Source organism: Acidobacteriota bacterium, assembly GCA_016716435.1.
In the GTDB taxonomy this organism is placed as follows: domain Bacteria; phylum Acidobacteriota; class Blastocatellia; order Pyrinomonadales; family Pyrinomonadaceae; genus OLB17.
Genome location: JADJWI010000003.1, coordinates 45658 through 64139, shown reverse-complemented (window position 1 = coordinate 64139; position 18482 = coordinate 45658). Strand labels below are relative to the sequence as shown.

Sequence of the window (18482 nt, the reverse complement as noted above, 5' to 3'; positions counted from 1 at the left end):
TTAACGGAATGATCAATATCCAAAGTGAAGGGCGTAGGGGTTTTTTGCGTGCTGCGGCGGCATTCGCTGTGCTGCCGCTCTTGCCGGGTTGTCGGCCTGATGTAAGTGCGCAGATCGGAGGCGCTGACGTTCGACAGCGGCTCTTGAAAAATGCGATCGCAGATGCCGGATGCGAGTGGTGCGGTGCCCGCGATATGCCGGAAAATCTTGCTTCAAAGGCCGTCATTGCAGGCCCCGATGAAGAGGGCGAGCGGCTCCGGATCGGCGGCCGCGTTTATCTTCACGATGAGCGAACTCCGGCGCCGAATACGCTGATCTACCTTTATCACACTGACATTGAGGGCATTTACGGACGCGGAAGTGAGCACAAACACGGCCGCTTTCGCGGATGGCTCTTGACCGACGCCGAGGGCAGATATGAATTTGAGACGATCCGCCCGGCCCAGTATCCGAGCCGACGGTTCGCGGCCCATATCCATATGACCGTCACGACGCCCGAGGCCAAAGAGGACTGGATCGATTCGATCTTGTTCGAAGGCGATCAGCTTATCTCATCCCGCGAACGCGAATCGCGAAAGGGCGGCTTTAATCCGATCCTGACGCTCGAGCGAAGCGGCGGCGTGCTTACCGGCGTTCGGGACATTGCATTGCCAAGGTCGTGATCAGATGCGGTGAATGAAGAGGCCGTCTTTGAGCTTTGGCTCGAACCAGGTCGATTTTGGCGGCATCGTCTCGCCCATGTCCGAGACGGCAAAGAGGTCGTCCATCGTCGTCGCGAAAAGCGAGAAAGCCGCCCGGGCTTCGCCGGAATCGACCCGGCGTACTAGTTCGTCCGTGCCGTGGATGCCGCCGACGAACCCGATCCGCTCGTCGGTCCGCGGATCTTGAATCCCAAAGACCGGTGCGAGGACGTATTGCTGGAGTATCGTCACATCGAGCCGCTCGATCGGGTCCGGCTCGCGAAAGTAATTGACGTTGTGGCGAAGGTCGTACCACTTGCCGCTCATGTACATTATGATCTCGCCGTGCTCTTCGGGAACCGCTCGTTCGGCGGGCGAAATGATGAAGCTCTCCGAAAGCAAAGCGAGTATCTCCTCATCCGTACGGCCGGAATCATCTCGGACGACGCGGTTGTAGGCGAGTATCTTTAGCTGCTCGGCCGGAAACATCCCGGCAATCACAAAATTATAATCTTCGGTCCCATCGTGTTCCGGGTTTGCGGCGGCGAGTTCATCCGCTGCCAGCCGTGCACTCTCCAAACGGTGATGCCCGTCGGCGACATATAGTGCGGGAACGTCACCAAACGCATCCTCAAAGTCGCTCGGCCGGACGGTCTTCCAGACAGTCTGGCGGATGCCGTTTGTGCACGTAAAATCGTAGATCGGCTCGCCCGAAACCGCCTCCGCGACCAAGCCATTTATCGTGTCTGTTCCCCTGTAAGCGAGGAAGATCAGCCCGGTCTGGGCCCGCAGGCAGACCATGTGCCGCGTTCGCTCGGCGACCTTTTCCGGCCGCGTGTGCTCGTGTTTTTTTATAAGGCCTTGCCGGTATTCATCAAGCGAGCAGCAGGCAACAACGCCGGTCTGCGAGTGCCCTTCAGCGATGAGTCGATAGATATAAATAGCAGGCTCAGGCTCCTCAGAAAGCACGCCACTTTCGATCAGTTCTTTGAGGTTTTCTTCGGCCTTTTGGAGGTGGTTGTCGGCCTCAGAGCAGTCGGCATCTGCCCGCGTAATGCGTAGAAAGCTGAGAGGGTTTTCCTGGATGAATTCCCGAACCTCGTCCTCGGTTATCACATCGTAAGGAACGCTTGAAACGCTGCGGGCGGCGTCGGGGGCCGGACGAAGAGCGCGGAAAGGTTTTATCAGTGTCACAATCTCTCCTTTCTGCGTTAGAAGGGGTTAACCGGCGATGGGCTCATTGCCGGATCGGTCATCGGAGCGATCGGGTCGCCCTGTCGTCCCTGGTTGATCGCGTCGTCGATCTGCCTCTGGCTTTCCTCGATGTCACGCATCATCTGGTCGGCAAAGCCTTTCTTATCGATCCTCCATTCGCCTTCTTCTAAGACGAACGGGACCGTATCCCAACTGCCGAAGGAATTCTCGACCTCGAGCGTTGCTCGCTTACCCTCGATCTTTTCGTTGCGAAACTTGACGACGGTCTGCGATTCGCCGATCAGGGCCTCGCGTTTTACAATGTCATCGACCGTAACGCCCTGAGCTTTTGCCTCTTGTTCATGCATTTTGAGCGTTTCGGAGGAAAGCAAAAGCTTCATCGTCGTGATGTCCTTTTGCTTTAGGGCCTTTGCATAGGTTTGAAACGTCTCTTTTGGCGAGGCCGGCTTGTCCGGGCCGCCGCACGCCGCCAACGCGAAGGCAAGAAATACAATGAGGCTAGAAATTGAAGCTCGATAACGCATTCGAAAAAACGGAATTTGATATTTATCTTCTAAAATAAAGAGGAAGTATAACCGAAAAGAGGAGCGCTGAAAAACAATGACACGGGAACGATTGGCCGAAGATCAGATCGCGGAGCGCCTTAGCGGGCTCAAAGGCTGGGATGTGATAGATGGAACGCTGCGAAAGCGATTCGAGTTCGCGAACTTTGCCGAGAGCCTAAGCTTCGTGAACCGAGCCGGCGAGCTTGCCGAGGCCGCTGATCATCATCCTGACATAAAGCTCGGCTGGGGTTACGCTGAATTTGAGATCACGACCCACGACCGCGGCGGCCTGACCGAGCTCGACTTTGCCCTCGCGAGTAATATCGATCAGATCAGCTAGGCCGCTCGTCCTACTGCAGTTCCTTGCAATCGAGCGGCATGCCGTCGCGTGATTCGATCTTGGCGTCGTCGAATTTGCTGCTCATCAGCGAATAGGCCTGCGTAGCGGTCGCGGCCCCAAAGAAGCATTCCTCGCCATTCTTGTAAGTAAAGATCGCGATAACACTTCGCTCCCGGTTTTTGTTCGTTGTTGACTGCAGTTGTTCAAGCCAATGGTCCTGAGCAAAAAAGAACCTCACGGGCTCGATGCTCTTTCCGTTCAAGTGTTGCTGGATCGCAGTCTTTATCGGCAGGCTGTAGAAAGACCTCGCCACCGGAAGTGCGGTATCGGCCGCCGGGCCGCTGAGTCCAAAACTACGAAATGTATTCCAAAGCCCTGAAAACCGAGGGTTTCCCTCTCCGAGATCCAGCGCAAAGGCGAGCTTTGCGAGGTTATCATTCGGTGTCCGCGGGATGACCGGATTATTCGTCAATCGGAGTTCGTTGTTCCAGACGCCAGGCTGCCGGGTTGCCGCCGTTGCAAGAAAGACAGGGGTTGCGATCCTTTGGCCGGGGCTTATTGGTGTCAATGAGATGCGGATCTCGGGGTTTGCCAGGTCGTCTTTTGAAAACTCGATCGCATACTTCGCCAGAGCGGTCGGGTCGTCCTGCGGGCCGGTCTCGGCGTAAAGCAGGTACCGCAGCGTTCCGCTTTCCTCGTCGCGAAAGGTCAGCACGTAATCGCCGAGCTTCCCCTGAAATTTTAGATGCATCCACAGCGTCTCGCCGTCGCGGACACGCTTGGCCGCTTTTGCGTTCGCCTCTGCAAAGGTCTTAGCCTCTTGGGTCGTCAGGGCCATCTGGACGTTCACGTTCATCACCGCCGCTCGCGGCTGAGGGACAGCGTCGCGTTTTGCAAGCTCCGCCTCATTTTGCTGAACTCTGCGCCTTTCAGCCTCCGCCTGCCGCTGTTCGCGTATCTCAAGCCGCCGCTGCTGCGGAAACTGGCCGAACGTCTCCTGAAAAGCCGGAGCTCCGATGAAAGTCATCGCAAGAAAAGCCAAAAGGGAGATGCGAAATCGAGGCGCTGCCGAGGTTTTCAGGTAAAGCAAGTTATTCATAGCGTGTCTTTTTAGTATAGGTTGTATCTGGCTTCGCTCAAAAGAGGGCGTCCGCCGTCAGGCCTTTGAACAGGGCGGCCGATTGCCTTGAACACCGTGTTCAAGTAAAATCCTCGTTTATCCTTTGCTATTCGATCTTTTAGAGGGAACTTAATACAACTATGTCAAATGTGCCTATAACAGTCGCCCATGGAGACGGGATCGGCCCCGAGATCATGGATGCGACCCTTCATATCATCAAAGAAGCCGGTGCCCGCATCGATATCGAAACTATCGATATCGGCGAGAAGGTCTATCTCTCGGGAAATTCTGCCGGCATCGCGCCTGAGTCATGGGATTCGCTTCGGAGAACAAAGGTTTTCCTAAAAGCGCCGATCACGACACCGCAGGGCGGCGGATTCAAGTCGCTGAACGTGACGGTCCGCAAGACGCTCGGCCTTTATGCGAATATCCGCCCGTGCGTTTCTTATCATCCGTTCATTAAGACAAAGCACCCGGTGATGGACGTTGTCATCGTCCGCGAAAATGAAGAGGACACCTACGCCGGCATCGAGTACAAACAGACGGACATGGTCGAGCTGTGCCTCAAGCTTATCTCGCGTCCCGGTTGTGAAAAGATCGTCCGTTACGCGTTTGAATACGCCCGTATGAACAACCGTAAAAAGGTCACGGCGTTCATGAAGGACAACATCATGAAACGCACCGACGGGCTGTTTCACGAGGTTTTTGACGAGGTCGCTGCGGAATATCCGTCGATCGAAGCCGATCACTGGATCGTCGATATCGGCGCCGCCAAGATGGCCGACACGCCCGAGAATTTTGACGTCATCGTGATGCAAAATCTTTACGGCGACATTTTGTCAGACGTCGCTGCTCAGATCGCGGGCTCGGTCGGGCTTGCGGGTTCGGCAAATATCGGCGAGAACATCTCGATGTTTGAGGCGATCCACGGTTCGGCTCCCCGACGTGCGGGACAGAATCTGGCTAATCCTTCAGGATTGTTCCTGGGTTCGGTGATGATGTTGGTCCATATCGGCCAGCCTGATATTGCCGAGCTCGTACACAACGCGTGGCTCCGTACGGTCGAAGACGGCGTGCATACTTACGACGTGTTTAAGGAAGGCGTCTCGAAAGAAAAGGTCGGCACGAAAGAATTTGCACAGGCCGTAGTCGATCGCCTCGGTCAAAAACCGGAGACGCTCAAAGCCGTCGAGTATGTGAAACCCGAGGTCATCGCCGAGGCCGACCGTAAACCGATCTACACCATCCGCGAACCGCAAAAGAAAGACCTCGTCGGCGTCGATGTTTTCGTTCACTGGTGGGACGGCAGCTTTTACGGCACCGCCGACAAGCTCGGTGCGATGGTCGAGAAAGTGAACGGCGACGGACTCAAATTAGTAATGATCTCGAACCGCGGCACCAAGGTCTATCCGAACGGCATGCCCGACACATTCTGCGTTGACCACTGGCGTTGCCGTTTCATGGCCGACGAACAGGGCGGCATCGTAACGCACAAGCAGGTCATCGATCTGCTGTCGCGATTCGATGCAGAAGGGATCGATTTCATCAAAACCGAGCATCTCTACAACTTCGACGGCGAAGCGGGATATTCGCTCGGACAAGGGCAGTAGTTATTAAGAGCGTTCGACTTTGCTGAAACTAGTTTGGGGCAGGCCTTTCGGTCTGCCCCAAATTTTTTTGTCCTGAGTCACTCGGGAGGTAAGATCAACGCAGTAGAAGGAAAATAAGAACGAGGGCCGCAAACAAAATGCCACCGATCATTATTAGATTTGTTGTCGTTAGAACTGATTTTTTGATCTCGACATTCGTCGTCCCCGATGCGGTCTCAAAAGTTGAATTGATCTTGAAATCGCCAACTTGTTGCTCAAGCAACCGAGCGTTTCGAACAAGATTGTTCATTTCTTCGTGGGCCGCCGCATTTCTGTATTCAGCTTTTCTCTTTTCTACAGCGAGCCGGACGATCTCATCTGCCGCCTTTTCAGTAACCCGCTTCGCCTGACCTTCATCAAGGTTATGCAGCGCATTGTCAACGATGTCCTCCGCAGAGACCGGAAACAGCGATTGCTTTTTCGGTACAACTTCTAATCGTTCATCTTCCATTTGCCTTTGCCTCTCGTGAAATATGGAGCGTGATCGTGCCGTAAGGAAATTCTAACACGTGTTTAACACGCGGCCTTAAACCAGGTTCAGACAATAATCGATTGATAGCATTAAACTCGTTTTGAAGGTCGGAAACCATTATCCGGCTCTCCTCGACTTGTGACCGGCGCAGAATCTCCTGCGCCGCCTGCATGTCGCCTTCCCCAAGCCACGCAAGTTTTTTTTCAACCTCAGCCGGAAGCTGCGAAGTGAACGCCTTTGTGATCATCTGATGCACAAGCGGTTTCAATTTTTGTTCCCAATCGCTTGTCGTTACTCGTATCTCGTGATGGTCCTTTGCTGCAAACTCCTCCATGAAATGCCTGAGAACCTCACATTTCAGATCGAACGGCATTACCCTTGGCATATGCTCAAACAATCGCCTGAAGGTTTGATTTGCCGCACGAACTTCACCTGATTTCCATTTTTTATAGGTCTGTCGGGCATAGCGAGCCGGTCCTGGGCCGAACTCATTCTTATAGATCTCGAATAATGTGGAAAGTGAAGCATCGTCGAGTTTCAACAGCGCCGAAACCAATTCCGAGCGCGAGAATGCATCCTTCCGTCTGCGGTCAGGAAAAAACTTGAATCCGTCGGGAGTGGCTTGATAGGCCAACCAGACCAAGATCACTAAGCCAGCAATTATCAGGAATGCGGTCATTTTTCGGTTTGAACGTGCTGATGGACCAGCCGATCAAGCCGCTAATGCATCCGCAGGTGGATATAGTCGTTCAAATTCGGGCTCGCCGTGCAGTATCGCAAGATCGGGGTCTTGCCGGGTCCATGCGGGATCGCGGTAGCCCGCATCCCAAGCCTTTTTGAGAGCGTTCATAGCGTCCTGCGGTTTGTTCATCGCACAAAAGCTACAAGCGACGTTGTATAGCACCATCGCGTCGTCGGGACGAAGGGCGACGGCCATGTCCGCCTCGCGTTTTGCATCTTCTAGACGCCCCTGTTTGGCATAATCGCCTGCGAGCAATATTCGGACCCGAGCATCTTCGGGCACCTTTTTCAAATGTGTCTCGTAAATGGCGACCTCACGATGCAAATAGTTATTGAGGGCGTCGGTCTTTCCTAGGGCTCCGAGCGCGTTGTGGATCGGTATCGTGGTGTTGTAGTTCTCTCCGGCATGAGCCAGTGCATCTTCCATCACCGCCACTATCTCGTGGTATCTCCCGGCGTCAAAGAGCGATCTTCCCAACAAATAGTAGCCGCCGTCCAGGTCCGGATCGCGCTCAAGGGCCTGACGGATCTTGTTTACCGCCTCCTCATTTCGCTTTTCGGCGTAATCGACCCATGCTTCGGCAAGTTTGACTTCCGGTGCATCATTGCCATTGGTGCTGGACTTTCGGGTCGCCGCTATCGCGCGGTCAAGCCATTGCTGTTGTCTCTCAAAATGATAGTAATATTGGGCACATACGTTCGCGAGACCGGCATGGGCGAGGGCGAAACCGGGGTCAAGGGCGACCGCATTCTCATACATCTGCACGGCGATCTGAAGGTCTTGACGTCCGACGCGTCGAGCGTAATTCCTGCCCCTGAGGTAAAGATCATAAGCTTGCAAATTCTCGGTTGGTTTTGCGGCAAGGGCCTGTTGCTCTTGTGGTGTAAGCGTGATCCTTAACGCAGCCGCGATCTTGGACGCGATCTCGTCCTGCACTTCGAAAACGTCCTCCATTTCGCGGTCATACCGTTCGGACCAAAGCGGAAAGTCCGTTGCTGCGTCAACGAGTTGAGCATTGATGCGAAGTCGAGCCCCGGCCCGCCGCAAACTCCCGGTCAGTACGTAGGAAGCTCCCAATTCCTTTCCGACCTGCCCTGCCGTGACAGATTTATCGCGATATTTGAGCACCATCGCTCGCGAAAACGTCCGGAGGCCTTTTATTTTCGAAAGTTCGGTCGTAATGTCTTCCGTAATGCCATCTCGAAGATATTCATCTTCGTTCATACCGCTCAGATTTTCGAAATAAAGCACGGCGATCGAGTGATCATGGACCATTTGCGGCGCGCGTGTGCTGTGAATTGCATTTGTTTCGGAGGAATGCCGGCCCGAGTCGAGATCGCGTTTCAGCCGTTTGAGGGCCGTCTTCAGATCGGTTGCACTCTGATATCGCAGTTCGCGATCCTTTTCCAGTGACTGCCCCAGTATTCGGTCCAGTTCGGCCGGAAGCGACGGATTGACCTGTGCTACTGGTATAGGGTCGCGGTTTAGGATCGAATCAAAGACCATGGCCGAGGTGTCGCCCTGAAAGGGTAGAACGCCCGTCGCGGTTTGATATATTACCGTACCGACCGAAAAAAGATCGGTCCGCGTATCCGTGACCTCACCGCGAGCCTGCTCCGGTGACATATATGCGACGGTTCCCATTGTCGAACCTGCAGACGTCAATTCATCCGCAATGGCAGTCGGGACATTGGAAGCCGCATCTGATTTCTGTCGATCTATCTTTGCAAGTCCGAAGTCGAGTATCTTTGCTTCGCCTCGGGAGGTGACGAAAATGTTAGCCGGTTTCAGGTCCCGGTGAACGATACCTTTCGAATGCGCGGATTCAAGAGCATCGACGATCTGGACACTAAGCTGTAGGACCAAGTCGATGTCTATCGGCCCTTTGCGAATTCGGTCCGCTAGCGATTCGCCATCAAGAAGCTCCATGATGATGAAATGCTGGTTTTCATCCTGCTCGATCCCGTGAATAGTGCAGATATTCGGGTGGTTAAGCGAAGAAGCAGCACGAGCTTCGCGCTGAAAACGCTGAAGGAGATTGTCGTCCTTAGCCATCGAAGGCGAAAGAAATTTAAGCGCGACCCGGCGGCCGAGGTTGATATCCTCAGCTTCATATACAACGCCCATCCCGCCTTCACCGAGCTGCGACGTGATGCGATAGTGCGATATGGTGTTGCCGATCACAAATAGATCTCCCGGATCAACGCTACTAATTGAAAGAGTTGCCTAATGGTAATACCGCCCCTCGCTGGGGTCAAGCCTTTCATCAATTGGTCAGACGCTGCGGTCTGAGCCTATAAACTAGTTCTACTTACAAAGCTAAACGAGATTCTGGGCGAAAAAGGGGCATCTAATTAGACAAAGATCTAACGGTAAAGCAGCATGCTTTAACTTTATGCTCATCCGAACAGTCGACAATGAAATCCGACCGATATCTTCCCAAATTTGCTTTCGTCGCTCATCTCTCCTATTTTCTAGTCAAATGCTGGTGCACCGCGTAAAACTAATGACAGTGATGCTCGTAGCGATGATCGTTCAAGTCGCGGGCCCTGATCTTTGTGCACAGCGAATCGGTGTCACAGGCCCTCGGACGGTGTTTCTGGATCACAACGGTGGCGAGATCTCGAACGACGAGTTCGTTGATATCCGGATGGCGAATTTCCACTATCCGGACCGAACGCTAATGCGAACGCTCGAGGACGGGACGGTCGAGTTTCGCCTGCAAAAGATCCCGCAGGAGGGAATGCAGGTGCCGGACGTCACATTTCAAACCGTCGACGGTGGCCGCATCGCGATGAGCGAACTCCGCGGCAAGGTCGTTGTCCTCAACTTTTGGTTCATCGGATGCCCGGTTTGCCTCGCCCACAAACCGAAGCTGAACGAGTTGAGGTCAAAGTTTGCGGCGAACGACAATGTCGTCTTTCTTGCCGCGACTGCCGACACGGCCGGCGACGTCCGCAAGTTTCTATCGAAAGAGAAATTTAACTATTTGCAGGCGGTCGAGGCCGAGGCGGCTCTGAAGCAATTCGTATTTAGCGGCTATCCGAAGAACATTGTCATAAGCAAGACCGGCGAGGTCGTCTATTGGCGTTCGACCATTGCGGCTTGGGGCAAGTTTGAGTCGGTCATCAACCTTGAGCTATCGAAATGAACGAGCAAATTTGCCCGATTTGTTCCGCGAAGGTCGAGCCGAATGTGCGGTACACGGACTATATTTGCTTTGACTGTTGTGCAACGGCGGTAGACGAGACAGGCCGCAAGCTCGGCTTCGGGAATGAATCTTTCTCGGGCGGATTCGTCGCTTGGTACGCGGACACGAGCGAATCCCGCGATAGCCACATTTGTTACATAAATGGAGTAAAATGCTGGGCAGACGAAGCCCACATGGGCGGAATCGTCATAAGGATCTATGCCGGCGAAAACTAAAACCCCGATCGTTTCGATCATAATGGGCAGCAAGAGCGACTGGCCGACGATGGAGATCGCTTCCGCGACCCTTGAAGAATTCGGCGTCGCGCACGAATCGAAGGTCGTCTCGGCTCACCGTACGCCGGACCTGCTTTTCGAGTTTGCAAAATCGGCCGAGGATCGCGGAATTGAGGTCATCATAGCCGGTGCCGGCGGAGCGGCGCACCTGCCGGGGATGTGTGCTTCGCAAACGGTGCTGCCGGTGCTCGGCGTGCCGGTTGAAAGCAAAGCATTGAAGGGGCTTGATTCGCTTCTCTCTATCGCTCAGATGCCCGCGGGCGTGCCCGTGGGCACACTCGCAATCGGCCAGGCCGGCGCAAAAACGCTGCCCTGCTCGCGGTCTCGATACTCGCAAATTCACGCCCCGAGCTCCGCAAGAAGCTCCACGCCTTTCGGTCAAAGCAGACCAAGGACGTGCTGCGATCTAAGTTGAGTTAGCCTTCCTGATGCCAGCTACGATACTTCCAAACTCTACCATCGGCGTTTTTGGCAGCGGCCAACTTGGCCGGATGTTTGCCATTGAGGCCCGAAAGATGGGCTATCGCGTGCACACATTCTCGCCGGATGCCGATACGCCCGCCGGGCACATTTCCGATGTTGAAACGGCCGCGTCGTACGGCGATCTCGATGCGGTCCGCGAATTCGCCCGGGCGGTGGATGTTGTTACTTTTGAGTTCGAGAATGTCCCGGCCGCGACCGTTGAGGCGGCTGCTGAATTTGTCGCTGTGCATCCAAAGGGCGAGGTGCTTCACACCACACAGAATCGGCTCCGCGAGAAGACGTGGCTTTCATCGAATGGCTTTCCTGTCGCTCCTTTTCGCCACATAACGACGCTTGATGATCTTCACCGCGGCGTACTCGATTTTGGCACGCCGGCCGTGCTCAAGACCGCCGGTTTTGGTTACGACGGCAAGGGACAGCGGAAGCTCGTCTCGGTTGGCGAGGTCGATGCGGCCTTTGCCGGGTTGAATGGCAGCGAGGCGATCCTTGAAAGTTTCATCGAATTTGAGAAAGAGGTATCGGTCGTTTGTGCCCGCGGGCAGGACGGCGGCTTTGCCCATTATGGCGTGATAGAAAACGAGCACCGCAACCATATTCTCGATGTCTCGTTCGCTCCGGCCGCTGTCTCAGAAGCGGCCTATTCTGAGGCGGTCGAGATCACGCAAAGCATCGCGGAGACCTTCGGCTACGTTGGTACGATGTGCGTCGAATTCTTCTTGACAAGCAATGGTAAAATGCTAGTTAACGAGATCGCTCCGCGGCCCCACAACTCGGGGCACCTGACGTTTGGCCCATGTGTCTCGTCGCAATTTGAACAGCAGGTGCGGGCGGTCTGCGGGCTTCCGCTTGGCTCGACCGAGTTTCTCCGGCCCGCGGCAATGGCAAATCTGCTCGGCGATATCTGGTCCGCGGGCGAACCCGATTGGGCGGCCGCACTGGCCGTTCCGGGCGTCTCGCTTCACCTTTACGGCAAAGCAGACCCTCGCCCGGGAAGAAAAATGGGCCACCTGACCGCGGTCGCGGATTCGGTAAATAGTGCACTGACGCGAGCCGTTCAAGCACGGGCCGCACTCGTTCGAAGTTAACTCAGCGTAGCTCTATCTTGACCACCTTTAAGGTCTCAGCGTCAACGTAGACTTCGTAAACGCTGCCGTTGGTCTTGCGAATGTAGAACTCGTAGATCGCACGGCCATTCTCTCGCTCAAATTCTTCTTTGATGATATCGCCGGGCACGGCTTTGAGTGCGGCGTTGCGGGCTTCGGCCGAGGCAACGCTACCGCCCGAACGGTTCGAATTTGAGTTCGAATCATCCCGTCCGCGCCCTCGGCCGCGTCGGCCGCGGTTGTCCTGCTCCGGCGTTTCAAGATGGGCTTCTATGATCGACGCACGGTCCGCAGCGACAAGAACCGTCGAAGCAGCCATCACCAAAAGAAACAATATTGCTACCTTTTTCATTTTGTCGTCTCCTCGTCAGAACAGTCGCCTTAATAACTACAAAAAGACACATGTCAGAACTTTCGAGCTAGGGTGATGCCGGCGACGAGGCCGATGAAGCCAAAGAAGACGCTAAAAAAGAAGTAGAGAAAGGCAGGCAGGAGCTGCCTTTCTTTGATGAGGCCATAGATCTCCATCTCGAAAGTTGAAAAGGTAGTAAATGCCCCAAGAAAGCCAACGATAACCGCCATCCGCAGGTGTTCGCTGATCTCCCATTTATCGGTGAGCAATATTAAAAGCAGCCCGATTAGAAACGATCCGGAGACGTTTATGAAAAATGTAGGAAATGGAAACTTTTCGAAAAGTCCGGCGATCGGCGAGATGTTTATAAGGTGCCGAGCGACAGCACCGAGTGCTCCACCTGCTCCGATAAATAATATCTTGGTTGCCGTTTCCATCGGTGTTCGCCGTTGTCAGCGGACTTTGTTCTCAGCCGCCCACCCGCTTAAACTACTCGATAATGGCTGAAAGTATCGCATTTTCAAAGTCCGCCGACCGGACGACGATTTACGCCGAACTCGCTCCGCAGATCGAGGCTCTCATCGCCGGCGAAACGGACACGATCGCAAATCTCGCAAATGTTGCCGCGGTCCTGAAACAAGCATTCGGCTTTTTCTGGGTCGGTTTCTATATCGCCAAAGAAAGCGAGCTTGTCCTCGGGCCGTTTCAAGGGCCGCTCGCCTGTACGCGTATCGCTTTTGATAGCGGGGTTTGCGGGCACGCCTACTCCACCCGCGAGACGGTCATCGTCCCAGACGTCGAGGCTTTTCCCGGCCACATAGCATGTAGCTCGGCCGCCCGCTCTGAGATAGTTGTACCGATCTTTTCCGAAGATCGTGTCGCAGCCGTGCTCGATGTTGACAGCGACCGGCTGGCGGATTTGTCTGAGGACGACTCGGCCGGCCTCAATGCCATTGTCCGGATCATCGAACGTCATTGCCGTTTCGCGTAAACACGGCTTTCCGGGCCATTGACACATAGCTCGCACGAAGAAATTCGGGTAGAATCGACATTTCCCGTTGGGCGGAGGGCTTCGGCCGTTTTTGCTCGCGACCTTTATGGAAGCAATCGATTATCAAACGTGGCATTGGCTACTTTTCTTCGGCATTGTTCTAACGGCTCTCTTTGTCGATATCGGGATAGTTAACCGAACGTCTCACGTCCCGAGCCGGAAGGAAACGTTTGCCTGGGCGGCCGTCTGGGTGTCGCTCGCCCTTGGGTTCAATGTCTTCCTGTGGTCGCAGTTTGGTATTCGCCACGCCCAAACGTTTTTCACCGGTTATCTCATCGAGCTTTCGCTCTCGATCGATAATCTCTTTGTTTTCCTGCTCATCTTCAGCTATTTTCGCGTCCCGAAGGAATACCAACATCGCGTGCTCTTTTGGGGCATCATGGGTGCGCTTGTAATGCGCATGATAATGATCTTCGTTGGGGCCGAACTCGTCGAGCGGTTCCACTGGATCATTTACGTCTTCGGAGCTTTTCTTATCTACACGGGCCTGAAAATGTTCAAGGGCGACGACGAGGACTTTGATCCGACCGAAAGCGGCATCGTCCGCTTTGCAACGCGATATATTCGCATTACCAAGGAATATCACGCCGACAAGTTCTTTATCTTAAAGGACGGAGCACGTGTCGGAACGCTCTTGCTCCTGGTCCTGATAGTGGTCGAGTTCACTGACCTGATCTTTGCGGTCGATTCTATTCCTGCAATATTCGGTATCACGACCGACCGTTACATCGTTTATACTTCAAACATATTTGCGATCCTGGGGCTTCGGACATTCTATTTTCTGCTCGCCGATGTCGCCGACAGGTTCCATTTTCTCAAGATCGGCCTTGCCTTTATCCTTACATTTATAGGTGTCAAGATGATGCTGCCGCTTATGGCCTCGATCACACTGGCTTTGACCAACAACACGACGATAATTGGAGCGTTCGCACAGCGAATGGTCGACGGGGAGTTTAAGGACGAGATGATAAATATATCGCTCGGCGTCGTGGTTTCCGCGATCGTCGTCTCGATCGCTGCGTCGCTTATATTCCCGTCCAAACCAGAAGGAAAGGAAACGGAAACAGACTCTGACGATTGACTCCTGTGGCCATGGATAAGAAGTACAGCAAGATATATATCGATTGGTGGCGGATACAGAGTAGTTCTGTCCGAGGAATCGTTATCTTTGCTGTCTTTGCGTTTGGCCTTCTAGGCGTTTCCTGGTGGGCGATGAAGAGTGATTGGCTGGTTCAGACCGAGATCTCAGAAAGCCCCCGGGATTCGGCGATAATTTTCTCGTTTGAAGGTGACGTAAGGGTGATACGGGCGGCGACGCGTGAGACGATCGTCGTGACCCGGCAAACCTATGCCGCTCCCGGCGACACCATTCAAACACAGGCCGATGGCCGAGCAGTCGTGCGGATGATCGACGGATCAACGTACACGGTCCGCCCCAATAGTACGGTCGTGATTCGCGATAGCAGTTCGCTATTCGGTGGAAGGAATGTCCGAGTGTCTCTCGATGATGGCCAACTTAATGTCCGAACCGAGGAACAGCCGGCCGATGCCCAGAACGTGGTCGAGATGATGGATTCTGAGACCCGCTTGAAATCTCAGACCGACGCAAGCTTCAATGCGGACCGTGCATCGGGCGGAGGTGAGATCAGGATCAGCCGCGGTAGTGTAGATACGACCGTTAGCGGAAATCAGACCACGATCGCCGAAAATCAGTTTGCCCGTGTCGAAAAGGGCAAGATATCCGACCGTGAAAAGTTGATACTGCCGCCGCGGCTGACCAGCCCTGCTAACGGCGCCCAAATCGTCGATCCCGGCGGCGGAGCCTCCGCCACGTTCGTCTGGCAGGATGATTCGGGCTCGGGTGCATATTACATTCAGCTCGCCCGCTCGCCTTACTTTGCTCCTGATTCGATAATGGTCGATAGGTCGGGACTTGGTGTTCGCGATTTCCGTTTGGCCGGCGTCGCTCCGGGAACATACTATTGGCGTGTAAGGTCCACTGCCCGTTCCGGCCAGATGAGCGAATGGTCGGAGCCGAGCCGATTCAGCGTTGTCCGCGGCCAATCAAGTGCCTCCATCGATGTTCAGGAATGGAACGTCGAGCGCGTTGGCGGAAGCGTTTACATAATCTCTGGCAAAGCGTTACCCGGGTTGCTCGTCCGTTCACAGGGCCGTGAGGTTTACGCCGGCAGTGACGGCACATTCCGCCTACAGATCTCATCCGGTTCGAGCGAGGTCAATGTCGAGTTCAACGACGACCGCGGCAACCGCGCCGGGTTCGTGATTTCGCTCAGAAATTCACGCGTGCTCCGGAGGTACTAGCTGTACAAATGTCCGGAACGCACGACCATTCGCACAGCAGCAACCGCATCAGCCCGAAGGCTCTTTCACGGCTTCGGATAGCACTTGTTATCACTGCCGTTTACATGGTTGCAGAGGCGGTCGGCGGCTGGTGGGCCAATTCGCTCGCACTGCTCGCCGATGCCGGCCATATGCTGACCGACGTCGGAGCTCTCGCTCTTTCGCTCGCCGCTTTCAGCATCGCTTCGCGTCCTGCAACCCCGCAAAAAACATACGGCTACTATCGCCTTGAGGTGATCGCTGCTCTGGTCAACGGCGTCGTCCTCATCGTGCTTGCGTTCTACATTGTCTGGGAAGCGATCGGGCGGTTTCGTTCCCCGGCCGAGGTCGCCGGTTTGGAGATGACCGTCATCGCTGCGGGCGGCTTGATCATTAACATCATTGCGGCGTATCTGCTTCATGCAGAACACGAGCACAATCTGAACCTCCGTGGTGCGTGGCTCCACGTCATGGGCGATATGCTTGGTTCCGTGGCAGCTGTCTCCGCCGGCGTTCTGATCCTAGCCTTCGGGTTCCTTTGGGCTGACGCCCTGACCAGCGTCATCATCAGCGGCATAATCATCTTCAACGCGTCGCGGCTCTTGCGCGATTCGGTGGATGTTCTGCTCGAAAGCACTCCGAAACACATCGACCTGACTGAGGTAGAAACCGCTATCGCAGAGCCCGCGGCGGTGCTCAATGTTCATGACCTACACGTCTGGACCATTTCATCCGGGATCGAGGCCCTTTCGGCCCATGTCGCTCATGACCGTTCGATCCCTGAGACAGAGCTCTTGCTCGAGATTCGCGATCTGCTCCAGGAACGCTTCGGCATCTCGCACCTTACCATCCAGCTCGAGACCGCGGACCATTCGACCGACAAGGTCTTCGTTTGCGCGATGGGCGGAAATTGCTTCGAATCGGCCGCTTCGGCCGACCGCTGAGAACGAGAAGAACCATGCCGACGATCGACCTCCAATATGGCCGCGAGACCATCAGCCTTGAGATCCCCGACAGATTCGACGTGATCACCGCAGCCGGGGAAGCGAAGCCTTTATCCGACCATCAGATCGGCGAGCTTCTTGAGGTTCCTATCAATACAAAACGGATCGAGGAAATAGTCGCGCCGTGCGAGTCCGTACTCTTCGTCGTCCCCGATGCGACCCGAGCCGCCGGTGCGGGGCAGATCATCAATCTACTTGTTAGGCGGCTGATCGCCAATGGGACAATGCCATTTGATATCGCCGCGATCTTCGCAACGGGCATTCATCGGGCGGTCACAGAACAGGAAAAGGCGGAGATTCTTACGCCTTTCATTGCCCAGCGGGTAAAGACGCTTGACCACTCGCCGCGAGACCTAATGCAGATCGTCAACGTTGGCGAACTGAGCGACGGTACGCCGGTGGAATTGAACCGCGCGCTAAAGGACTTCGACCGCGTCATTACGATCGGAAGCGTCGGCTTTCATTATTTCGCGGGCTTTACCGGCGGGCGAAAGCTGATCTGCCCCGGCCTCGCGTCAAATCGAACGATCAACGCGACGCATCGCCTTGCGTTCGATTTCGAGCGTCGGACGCGGGCCGAAGGCGTCGCCCCAGGAAGCATGAAAGGCAACCCCGTGCACGAGGCGTTCGTTGAGGCTGCCTCGAAAGTGAGCGTCGATCTCGCCGTTCACACGATGGTCAATTCGCAAGGTGAGGTGACCTATCTCGTCTGCGGCGACCTGTTCGATTCTCATGCCGCTGCCTGCGAGAGTTTTGCCGCGGCCCACACTCGCAAGATCGACGAGCAGTACGAGACGGTGATCGTAAGCTGCGGCGGCGCTCCTTACGACATAAACCTAATTCAGGCCCACAAAGCTCTAGAGGCGGCTTCGCGGGCTTGCAAACCCGGCGGCCGCATCTATCTCATTGCCGAGTGTGGCGACGGCCTGGGACGGTCCGATCTCTTAAAGTGGTTCGATTCGCCTGATAGCAAAGAGCTGGCAGATCGCCTGGCCGAGAGCTATCAGGTCAACGGGCAAACCGCTTGGAGCCTCCGTACAATTGCCGAAAGGTTGGATGTACGGATGGTCACAGGACTCGCTGGTGACGATCTTGCTCGAATGGGGATAAAAAAACTGCGACCCGAAAAGCTCGTGCAGGAGGTTGCCGAGCTCAAGAATGGCTGTTTGATCCGGGACGGGTCGCGTATTTACGTTCGCCCGAGAGATCAAGAGTAATAACTACTTGACGCCGAAAGTCCTTGCGATAATATCGGTTTGTGTCCGGATCGATCGGAGCTTGTCGCGAAAACCGGTGAACCTAAGCACGTAAACATTGCCGCCGGACCTCAGAAAATAGAACCGTCCTGCCATCGGCCGCCCTGCGCGGACGTACTCGTAGTTGAAAATAGCTCCATTAAGCTTTCCGCCGAAGTTCTCCTCGCGGCCGGCGACATAGCCGGGAAGAAACTGAAGCTTCTGCTCTTCTTCCCTTATAACGTCCGATACCAGCACATTCTGGGCAACGTTGAGCTTTCGCACCTCAAGATGGCCCTCGAGCCGGTCGATAAACACGAATTCAACGTTCGGGTTCGTCACCGAGGGCTTGGCCGTCATCTTCCAACGCGGGTCGGGAACGTCAAAGCTATATTCGACGTTCGGGTCGGAAAAGACCGAATCGTTTTGAGCACGGGCAGTGACTGCGAAAGTAAAAACAAGAGAGGCGAACAACGCGGTCACACCGATTTCTTTGGAAATACGCTTAAGCATAATGAGATTTTAACCGAAAAGGTCCTATAAAACGAAAAGTTAGATGTCGGCGATACGAAAGTTGTTGCATCGTTTGACGGCATTTTACCGCACGCTCCAACCTTGACTCGGCCTTTTGGGCCGCAAACGCATCTAACCTTGCAACACCACCT

At 54.8% G+C, this 18482-nt stretch carries 20 protein-coding genes and 1 pseudogene; 12 read left to right on the top strand and 9 right to left on the bottom strand.

Translation table 11 applies throughout. The features are described 5' to 3' along the window. The first annotated feature begins 8 nt into the window (after positions 1-8). Positions 9-662, top strand: coding sequence for an intradiol ring-cleavage dioxygenase (locus IPM21_03445; GenBank protein MBK9162954.1), 654 nt, complete (start codon positions 9-11; stop codon positions 660-662). Here the strand turns inward: IPM21_03445 and IPM21_03440 are convergent, their stop codons facing one another. Together IPM21_03440 and IPM21_03435 are read right to left on the bottom strand one after the other, a co-directional pair. Continuing rightward, the gene (locus IPM21_03440) at positions 663-1874 is read right to left on the bottom strand and encodes a DUF1015 domain-containing protein (GenBank protein ID MBK9162953.1); all 1212 of its coding nucleotides are present in this window, start codon (positions 1872-1874) and stop codon (positions 663-665) included. A 17-nt stretch (positions 1875-1891) separates the two neighbouring features. Then, positions 1892-2419, bottom strand: a complete 528-nt coding sequence (locus IPM21_03435; GenBank protein MBK9162952.1) for a hypothetical protein — start codon at positions 2417-2419, stop codon at positions 1892-1894. Between the two features lie 76 nt (positions 2420-2495). Between IPM21_03435 and IPM21_03430 the strand changes: the two genes are divergently transcribed. After that, complete coding sequence (locus IPM21_03430) at positions 2496-2780, top strand: 4a-hydroxytetrahydrobiopterin dehydratase (GenBank protein MBK9162951.1); 285 nt, start codon at positions 2496-2498, stop codon at positions 2778-2780. Positions 2781-2790: 10 nt separating this feature from the next. On the opposite strand, the gene IPM21_03425 is transcribed toward IPM21_03430, so the two are convergent. Then, a complete protein-coding gene (locus IPM21_03425) occupies positions 2791-3879 on the bottom strand; it encodes a hypothetical protein (protein ID MBK9162950.1) in 1089 nt (362 codons plus the stop codon). Between the two features lie 161 nt (positions 3880-4040). On the opposite strand from IPM21_03425, the gene IPM21_03420 reads away from it, so the two are divergent. Beyond that, positions 4041-5510 carry an NADP-dependent isocitrate dehydrogenase gene (locus IPM21_03420; protein ID MBK9162949.1) on the top strand — a complete coding sequence of 490 codons (1470 nt, stop codon included), beginning with the start codon at positions 4041-4043 and terminating at the stop codon, positions 5508-5510. A 94-nt stretch (positions 5511-5604) separates the two neighbouring features. On the opposite strand, the gene IPM21_03415 is transcribed toward IPM21_03420, so the two are convergent. Genes IPM21_03415 through IPM21_03405 form a run of 3 tightly spaced genes read right to left on the bottom strand, consistent with a single transcriptional unit; the run spans position 5605 to position 8890 of the window. After that, positions 5605-6000, bottom strand: coding sequence for a hypothetical protein (locus IPM21_03415; GenBank protein ID MBK9162948.1), 396 nt, complete (start codon positions 5998-6000; stop codon positions 5605-5607). Beyond that, entirely contained in the window at positions 5990-6700 is a 711-nt protein-coding gene (locus IPM21_03410; GenBank protein MBK9162947.1) for a hypothetical protein, read from the bottom strand. The genes IPM21_03415 and IPM21_03410 overlap by 11 nt, the downstream gene beginning before the upstream one ends. A 33-nt stretch (positions 6701-6733) precedes the next feature. Further along, complete coding sequence (locus IPM21_03405) at positions 6734-8890, bottom strand: protein kinase (GenBank protein ID MBK9162946.1); 2157 nt, start codon at positions 8888-8890, stop codon at positions 6734-6736. Positions 8891-9269: 379 nt separating this feature from the next. On the opposite strand from IPM21_03405, the gene IPM21_03400 reads away from it, so the two are divergent. From IPM21_03400 to IPM21_03385, 4 genes and pseudogenes are all read left to right on the top strand, one after another. Then, complete coding sequence (locus IPM21_03400; GenBank protein ID MBK9162945.1) at positions 9270-9914, top strand: TlpA family protein disulfide reductase; 645 nt, start codon at positions 9270-9272, stop codon at positions 9912-9914. A gap of 62 nt (positions 9915-9976) precedes the next feature. After that, on the top strand, positions 9977-10189 hold the full coding sequence (locus tag IPM21_03395) for a hypothetical protein (protein ID MBK9162944.1): 213 nt from the start codon (positions 9977-9979) through the stop codon (positions 10187-10189). Between the two features lie 22 nt (positions 10190-10211). Then, positions 10212-10669, top strand: a pseudogene (gene purE, locus IPM21_03390) (5-(carboxyamino)imidazole ribonucleotide mutase). A gap of 8 nt (positions 10670-10677) precedes the next feature. Then, on the top strand, positions 10678-11817 hold the full coding sequence (locus IPM21_03385) for a 5-(carboxyamino)imidazole ribonucleotide synthase (protein MBK9162943.1): 1140 nt from the start codon (positions 10678-10680) through the stop codon (positions 11815-11817). A 1-nt stretch (position 11818) separates the two neighbouring features. Here the strand turns inward: IPM21_03385 and IPM21_03380 are convergent, their stop codons facing one another. Together IPM21_03380 and crcB are read right to left on the bottom strand one after the other, a co-directional pair. Then, positions 11819-12187, bottom strand: a complete 369-nt coding sequence (locus tag IPM21_03380; GenBank protein MBK9162942.1) for a PepSY domain-containing protein — start codon at positions 12185-12187, stop codon at positions 11819-11821. 53 nt (positions 12188-12240) lie between these two features. Further along, on the bottom strand, positions 12241-12624 hold the full coding sequence (crcB, locus tag IPM21_03375) for a fluoride efflux transporter CrcB (GenBank protein MBK9162941.1): 384 nt from the start codon (positions 12622-12624) through the stop codon (positions 12241-12243). A gap of 62 nt (positions 12625-12686) precedes the next feature. Between crcB and IPM21_03370 the strand changes: the two genes are divergently transcribed. The 5 genes from IPM21_03370 to larA all read left to right on the top strand — a co-directional run bounded on the left by IPM21_03370 (position 12687) and on the right by larA (position 17799). Then, a complete protein-coding gene (locus IPM21_03370; GenBank protein ID MBK9162940.1) occupies positions 12687-13178 on the top strand; it encodes a GAF domain-containing protein in 492 nt (163 codons plus the stop codon). Positions 13179-13284: 106 nt separating this feature from the next. Then, positions 13285-14319 carry a TerC family protein gene (locus IPM21_03365; GenBank protein ID MBK9162939.1) on the top strand — a complete coding sequence of 345 codons (1035 nt, stop codon included), beginning with the start codon at positions 13285-13287 and terminating at the stop codon, positions 14317-14319. Positions 14320-14330: 11 nt separating this feature from the next. After that, positions 14331-15560 (top strand): FecR domain-containing protein, encoded by a 1230-nt coding sequence (locus IPM21_03360; protein ID MBK9162938.1) that lies wholly within the window; start codon positions 14331-14333, stop codon positions 15558-15560. Positions 15561-15568: 8 nt separating this feature from the next. Continuing rightward, positions 15569-16522, top strand: coding sequence for a cation transporter (locus tag IPM21_03355; GenBank protein ID MBK9162937.1), 954 nt, complete (start codon positions 15569-15571; stop codon positions 16520-16522). A gap of 14 nt (positions 16523-16536) precedes the next feature. After that, the gene (gene larA, locus IPM21_03350) at positions 16537-17799 is read left to right on the top strand and encodes a nickel-dependent lactate racemase (GenBank protein ID MBK9162936.1); all 1263 of its coding nucleotides are present in this window, start codon (positions 16537-16539) and stop codon (positions 17797-17799) included. Positions 17800-17802: 3 nt separating this feature from the next. Here larA and IPM21_03345 read toward each other — a convergent pair whose 3' ends face one another. Then, positions 17803-18330, bottom strand: a complete 528-nt coding sequence (locus tag IPM21_03345) for a hypothetical protein (protein MBK9162935.1) — start codon at positions 18328-18330, stop codon at positions 17803-17805. Positions 18331-18482: the final 152 nt, after the last annotated feature.

Coding starts and splice junctions, on each gene's coding strand:
- IPM21_03445 (MBK9162954.1), top strand. CDS start 9: ATGATCAATATCCAAAGTGAAGGGCGTAGGGGTTTTTTGCGTGCTGCG.
- IPM21_03435 (MBK9162952.1), bottom strand. CDS start 2,419: ATGCGTTATCGAGCTTCAATTTCTAGCCTCATTGTATTTCTTGCCTTC.
- IPM21_03430 (MBK9162951.1), top strand. CDS start 2,496: ATGACACGGGAACGATTGGCCGAAGATCAGATCGCGGAGCGCCTTAGC.
- IPM21_03425 (MBK9162950.1), bottom strand. CDS start 3,879: ATGAATAACTTGCTTTACCTGAAAACCTCGGCAGCGCCTCGATTTCGC.
- IPM21_03420 (MBK9162949.1), top strand. CDS start 4,041: ATGTCAAATGTGCCTATAACAGTCGCCCATGGAGACGGGATCGGCCCC.
- IPM21_03415 (MBK9162948.1), bottom strand. CDS start 6,000: ATGGAAGATGAACGATTAGAAGTTGTACCGAAAAAGCAATCGCTGTTT.
- IPM21_03410 (MBK9162947.1), bottom strand. CDS start 6,700: ATGACCGCATTCCTGATAATTGCTGGCTTAGTGATCTTGGTCTGGTTG.
- IPM21_03405 (MBK9162946.1), bottom strand. CDS start 8,890: ATGGGCGTTGTATATGAAGCTGAGGATATCAACCTCGGCCGCCGGGTC.
- IPM21_03400 (MBK9162945.1), top strand. CDS start 9,270: ATGACAGTGATGCTCGTAGCGATGATCGTTCAAGTCGCGGGCCCTGAT.
- IPM21_03385 (MBK9162943.1), top strand. CDS start 10,678: ATGCCAGCTACGATACTTCCAAACTCTACCATCGGCGTTTTTGGCAGC.
- IPM21_03380 (MBK9162942.1), bottom strand. CDS start 12,187: ATGAAAAAGGTAGCAATATTGTTTCTTTTGGTGATGGCTGCTTCGACG.
- crcB (MBK9162941.1), bottom strand. CDS start 12,624: ATGGAAACGGCAACCAAGATATTATTTATCGGAGCAGGTGGAGCACTC.
- IPM21_03370 (MBK9162940.1), top strand. CDS start 12,687: ATGGCTGAAAGTATCGCATTTTCAAAGTCCGCCGACCGGACGACGATT.
- IPM21_03365 (MBK9162939.1), top strand. CDS start 13,285: ATGGAAGCAATCGATTATCAAACGTGGCATTGGCTACTTTTCTTCGGC.
- IPM21_03360 (MBK9162938.1), top strand. CDS start 14,331: ATGGATAAGAAGTACAGCAAGATATATATCGATTGGTGGCGGATACAG.
- IPM21_03355 (MBK9162937.1), top strand. CDS start 15,569: ATGTCCGGAACGCACGACCATTCGCACAGCAGCAACCGCATCAGCCCG.
- larA (MBK9162936.1), top strand. CDS start 16,537: ATGCCGACGATCGACCTCCAATATGGCCGCGAGACCATCAGCCTTGAG.
- IPM21_03345 (MBK9162935.1), bottom strand. CDS start 18,330: ATGCTTAAGCGTATTTCCAAAGAAATCGGTGTGACCGCGTTGTTCGCC.